3 protein-coding genes and 1 rRNA gene are annotated in these 5,398 nt (G+C 66.3%); 2 read left to right on the top strand and 2 right to left on the bottom strand.

Features of this window, described 5'->3' with window-relative positions:
• The first annotated feature begins 99 nt into the window (after positions 1–99).
• A 5S ribosomal RNA gene (gene rrf, locus ABD912_RS10945) occupies positions 100–216 on the top strand.
• Positions 217–697: 481 nt separating this feature from the next.
• Here the strand turns inward: rrf and ABD912_RS10950 are convergent.
• Together ABD912_RS10950 and ABD912_RS10955 are read right to left on the bottom strand one after the other, a co-directional pair.
• Positions 698–2,074, bottom strand: coding sequence for an MFS transporter (locus ABD912_RS10950; protein WP_345150766.1), 1,377 nt, complete (start codon positions 2,072–2,074; stop codon positions 698–700).
• Positions 2,075–2,376: 302 nt separating this feature from the next.
• A complete protein-coding gene (locus ABD912_RS10955) occupies positions 2,377–3,744 on the bottom strand; it encodes an SLC13 family permease (protein WP_345150768.1) in 1,368 nt (455 codons plus the stop codon).
• A 121-nt stretch (positions 3,745–3,865) separates the two neighbouring features.
• Here ABD912_RS10955 and ABD912_RS10960 point away from each other — a divergent pair, with 121 nt between their 5' ends.
• The gene (locus ABD912_RS10960) at positions 3,866–4,582 is read left to right on the top strand and encodes a FadR/GntR family transcriptional regulator (RefSeq protein WP_345150770.1); all 717 of its coding nucleotides are present in this window, start codon (positions 3,866–3,868) and stop codon (positions 4,580–4,582) included.
• Positions 4,583–5,398 lie beyond the last annotated feature (816 nt).

The raw sequence follows: 5,398 nt of genomic DNA on the forward strand, positions 1-5,398 counted from the left end.
CACGTTTCACGGGACACACACAACCACACAACGAGTCCATGCGACCCGTACCCACCAGTTTTCCCCCCGCCCCGTCCGGGGCGGGAGCGGAGCAAGGGTTACGGCGGTCACAGCGTGGGGGAAACGCCCGGTCCCATCCCGAACCCGGAAGCTAAGACCCACAGCGCCGATGGTACTGCACCCGGGAGGGTGTGGGAGAGTAGGACACCGCCGGACAACCATTCACGCCAGGCCCCCGACCACACGGTCGGGGGCCTGACGCCTTTAACACCCCCAAGCGCCACACCCAGCGGTACGGCCACCACTCGGCCAATCCACCACTAGGCCTGGCTCAGCCCTCGGACCCGGGCCTTGTCGGAACGCCAGCCAGTCCAGCACCGGCACTCCGGCAGGAAGCCGGCCCGGGACGTGCCGGACGCGTCTCCACAAAGCTCAAGGGCCTGGGCCCGGTGCAACACCGGACCCAGGCCCTCGTGACTTAGGCTCCTGCTTGGTCAGCCCAACTTTCGGGGACCAGTTCACTTCGGCCTGGTATTTCCCCTTTTCTCCGCACCGATTTTCTCAGCTCCGGTTTACGCCGCTTCGGCAGGCGGCGACATGTTGCCCTGTTGCCCGGCCAACTGCGGCCAGATCATCCGCCATGCCAGCGAAGAAGCGGCGGGGCCCAGGGCCCCGCCGCTTCGCGGACCGGGGTGGATCAGTTGGAAGTTGTGGTGCTCGAAACGGCAACCCGCCGCCCGGCCTCCGGGGCCGCGCCGCTTGCCGCGGGAACGCGCGGGATGAAGGCAACAGCCACTGCGGCCGCCAGCGCCACGACGGCGAACAGCATGAAGTTCCATTGGAAGGGCAGCGCCATGGACGCGATCCAGCCGCCGATCAAGGGACCGGAGATTGCGCCGATTCGGGCAAAGGAGAGCGCCCATCCCGTGGCGGTCGCCCGGGCGTGCGCGGGGTAGTACTCCGCCACCCATCCGGTCAGCACCAGGGAGGTGGAAATCGAGCCGACGCCTGCCAGCGCCACAAACACATAGTTGACCAGGATGTTGTTGGGGAACATCAACAGCAGGATCCCGACGCCGCCCAGCAGGTAGAAGACCACCAGTACCAGCTTCTTGCCCCGGATGTCGGCTGCTCGGCCGAGCAGGATGCCGCCGACGGCGGAGGCCAGGCTGAAGACCATGAGGAATGTCAGGGACGATCCGAGGTCATAGCCGGCCTTCTTCATGATGGCCGGCAGCCACGTGTTGAGTCCGTAGACCAGGACCATGCCGCAGAACAGCGAGATCCAGAAGAAGACCGTGGGCCTGACGTAGCTGCGGGAGAACAGCGCGCCGAAGGATTCTTTCCACCCCACGGGACGGTCCGCGGTGTCCGTGGACCGGGCCGGGGCCCAGTCGCCTTCGACGAAGGGGACGATGCCCAGCTTGTCCGCAAGGGCTGCGGCCTCGGCCCGGCGGCCCTTGCTCGTGAGGTACTCCAGGGACTCCGGCACGATCCACGCCAGCACCGGAAGGAACAGCACCGGCAGGGCGGCCATGCCGATGACCCAGCGCCAGCCCAAGGTGGGGAGCAGGGCCAGCGCCACCAGGGCTGCCACCAGAATGCCCAAGGAGTAGCCGGAGTACATCAGGCCGTAGTTGAAGGACCGGCGCTTGGGGGCCGAGTACTCGATGGTCAGCGCGGCCGCCACCGGGATGATGCCACCCATGCCCAGCCCGCCCAGCAGGCGGAAGAGGCCGAAGACCTCCGGCGTGGGCGCAAACGCCGCCCCCAACTGGGTAAGCGTGAAGATGACCACGGACGCGAGCAGCATCTTCTTGCGTCCGATGCGGTCGGAAAGGGTGCCGATCGTCATCGCGCCGACCAGCATGCCAACGAGCGCGTAGGAACCCAAGCCGCCGAGCTGCAGGGGCGTCAGCGGCCCCCACTCCTTGTACTCCGCCAGTGCGGGCAGCACGGCACCCAGCACACCGACGTCGTAGCCTTCGGCGAGGATCGCCAGCCAGCAGGCGAACAACACCTTGTTCGTGGTTCTTTGGGGGACGGGCCACTTCGTTGAAGTCAGGGTAGCCATGTTCACCTTTGTCCTTGTCTCGTCCGCATACCGGCAGGCCGGAGAGTCGATGGAAGCGCGAGCGATCTGCCGCGACCCCAAGTATGTCTTATTTGTGTCGCACGTCACAAGAGCTATATATCAACTTTACGGCTCAGGCCCGTCGCGGCAGGGGCGCCCCCATTCCGAAGGCGCGGGTAGTGAGGGGGTAGGGCCACCGGCCCGCCCCATCTGGTAGATGCGCCGAACCGCCGCCGGCTGGCCGAGAGGGCCTGCCGACGGCGGTTTCCGCCATCTGGTGCGGGATTGCTTGCGGTCCGGGCCTACATCCAGCCGGGGAGGACCATTGCCGCCCAAGCCACCATAGGGACGACGACGATGATGATGCCGCTGTAGATGAGGATCTGCCGGTAGAAGCGGTCCTTGTCGACGCCCTCTGGGGCGTTCGCCAGGACCAGTGCGCCGTTGGTCGAGAAGGGGGAGGCGTCCACGATCGTCGATGCGACGGCGAGGGCGCAGATCACCCCGGCGGCACCGATCTGCCCGGACGCCAGGAACGGTACGGCGAGCGGGATGAGCGCGGCGAGGATGGCGGTGGAACTGGCGAACGCCGAGACGATGGCGCCGATGTAGCAGATCAGCAGGGCTGCCAGCAGGGGGATGCCGATGCCGGCCACGCCGTTGGAGACGTACTCGATGGTGCCCGCTTCCTCCAGCACTCCAACAAAGGTGAGCATGCCGCAGAGCAGCAGGACCGTGGACCAGCTGATCTTGTTGATGGCGCCCTTCTGCGCGTTGGGGGAGATCAGGGCGAGGATGACGGCGATGGTGATGGAGACGAAGCCGATGTCCATCTTGAATCCCAGGGCGACGACGGCCAGGGCGATGAGGCCCAGCACGGTGGAGATCTGGGCGAACGTGAATGGCGTGTTCTTCACGGACTCCGTGCCGTCGCCGGCCGGGTCGCGCGGGCCGTACATGCCCGAGCCGGTGCCCTTGTAGGCGACGTCGGTGGCAGCCTTGGCCCCCGCGGAGACCTTCAGCCGGGCCTCGGAGACGGCGGTGGCGAACTCCTCGACGTGGCCGCCGCGCAGTTTGCTGCCGCCGAAGACGATGAAGAGCACCACGCAAATGAGGACGTTGAAGACCAGGCTACTGAGGAAAACGAGCGTGGGGCTGACGTCCAGGCCCGCCTCGGCGACGATGGTGTTCACGGTGACGCCATAGACGGCGATCGGCGAGAAGCCCCCACCCTGGGCGCCGTGGACCACCATCATGCCCATGAGCAGCGGGTTGATCTTGTATCGGCCGGCGAAGGAGAGGGCGATGGGCGCGATGATCGCCACGGCCGCGGGGGAGAGCGCACCGACCGCCGTGATGGTGGCTGTGATCCCGAACATGATCCACGGGATCAGGGCTGTGCGTTCGCCCATCAGCCGGACGGCGCCTTGGACGAGCTTGTCGATGGTGCCGTTGTTGCGGGCGATGGCAAAGAGGTAGGTGACGCCGACGATGGTCAGGAAGAGGCTGCCGGGGAATCCGGCGAAGACCTCGGATGGGGAGAGCCCCATGACCAGAACACCGAGGACGAAGGCGCCACCCAAGGCGAGGGCGCCCATGTTGACCGGCAGGACCGTGGCGATGAGAAACATCGCCGCCAAGATCAGGATCGAGAGCAAGGAGATGGACATGGCCGGTTCCTTGGACATGATGCGCGTAACAGTCTTAGTGGCCTAACCTCCTGTACTCTCAGTGTCTTTGTCAAGGCAGGGTGCTCGGCTACTCTGGTCCCAGACACACGGAAGGCAGGCTATGACTGGGGACGCCGGGATCATGGGCTTCACGAAGGCGGCTCGGCCGCGGCTGTATGAGCATCTGGTGAGCCAGATCCTCGAGTACGTGGAGCGGAACAAGCTCGATCGCGGCTCCTTGCTGCCGCCCGAACGGGACCTGGCGGACCAGCTGGGCGTTTCCCGCGCCACCGTCGCCCAAGCGCTGGTGGCCCTCGAGGTGCTGGGCGTGATCCGCGTCCAGCACGGAACGGGTGCCGTCCTGCAGTACCGCCCCAACACGGTCACCGTCCTGCGCCGCCTGCGCGAGCACCGTTCCCGGCTCCCGGAGATCGTCGAGGCGCGCCTGGGGCTTGAACTGCAGATCGTCGAGCTGGCGGCCCGACGCCGCACCGACGCCGATCTCCAGAGGATCGACGAGGCCTTGGCCTACATGCGATCGGAGGTGGACCAGGGCGGTCGCGGAGAGCGTGGCGACGAGATGTTCCATCGCGCGCTCACCGAGGCGTCCCACAACTCCGTCCTTGCGCAGCTTATGGAGTTCATCGGAGAGATGGTCCTGGAGAGCCGCATTGAGTCGCTCGGCCAGGAGGGACGCCCGGAGAACTCCCTGGCCGCACATGGGCGCATCGCCGAAGCGGTGAGGGCCGGCGACCACGAGGCCGCCGTCGCCGAGATGCGTGCGCATATCCGCACGATCTCCGACGTCGAGCTGCTCAAGGACGAGTCGCCCGAGTAGGCGCCGGCTCCCACCATCACTGCGGACCGTGATGTCGAATCGGTAAAGAAGGCACTGGGGGGAGGGGCCTTGAAGTGCATCTCAAGCTCTTCGATGAGGCCCTGCCCGATGGGCGCCTGAATCAGGCCCGGGTCGTACTCCACGGCCTGCCCACAGTGTCGCTCCGCTACGCCACCGCCGGACGGCCCGAGCGGCGTTACCACTGGCCCGCCCCGCCTAACCACACCTTCGCCTGTCCCCGGACAGCCAAGTCAGTTTGAACCACCCCTGCCCGCTGATGGGGAATTTGCTTCCCTGGACCCGTGCTTCCGGGTCCGCGTACTTTGCTGTTCGTCACGACGCGCTGTCTGGCCCGCGGGACGTCAAGAGTTCGCATGGTCGTTCCAGCCGGCCCATAGGGCTGGGGACGGCGACCCCCTCTGAAGGGGATCATTTCTGTGGTGGGCGTCTCAGGGTGGATATCGGTGGAAGGGAGCCGGTATTAGGGGCTAAACGGGCTTGGTTTGGCGGTTTGGCGGGGTTTTTCCGGCGAGGCACCCCCGATTTGGCGTCTAGGCAAAGCGCGTGTATTGTTTTCTGAGTCGCCGCGAGGGGGACCGGCCGGAAAGGCCGGGGACCTGCGGCGAAACCCACCAAATCAGCACCCTTTCCGGGGTCCGGTTGCGTTGCGCGCCGAGGCCATGGGGAGAGGGGTGGCGGAGAGTATCGCGGATTGGCCGGTTGACGGCGGATTTGCGGTGCGACACGCGGTCTGGTAGGTTGGGAAAGTTGCTCCGGAGTGTAGCGGATCGGTCGAAGAGGCCGGTGGCGTGTGTG

It is taken from the genome of Arthrobacter ginkgonis (genome assembly GCF_039540195.1).
Classification (GTDB): domain Bacteria; phylum Actinomycetota; class Actinomycetes; order Actinomycetales; family Micrococcaceae; genus Zafaria; species Zafaria ginkgonis.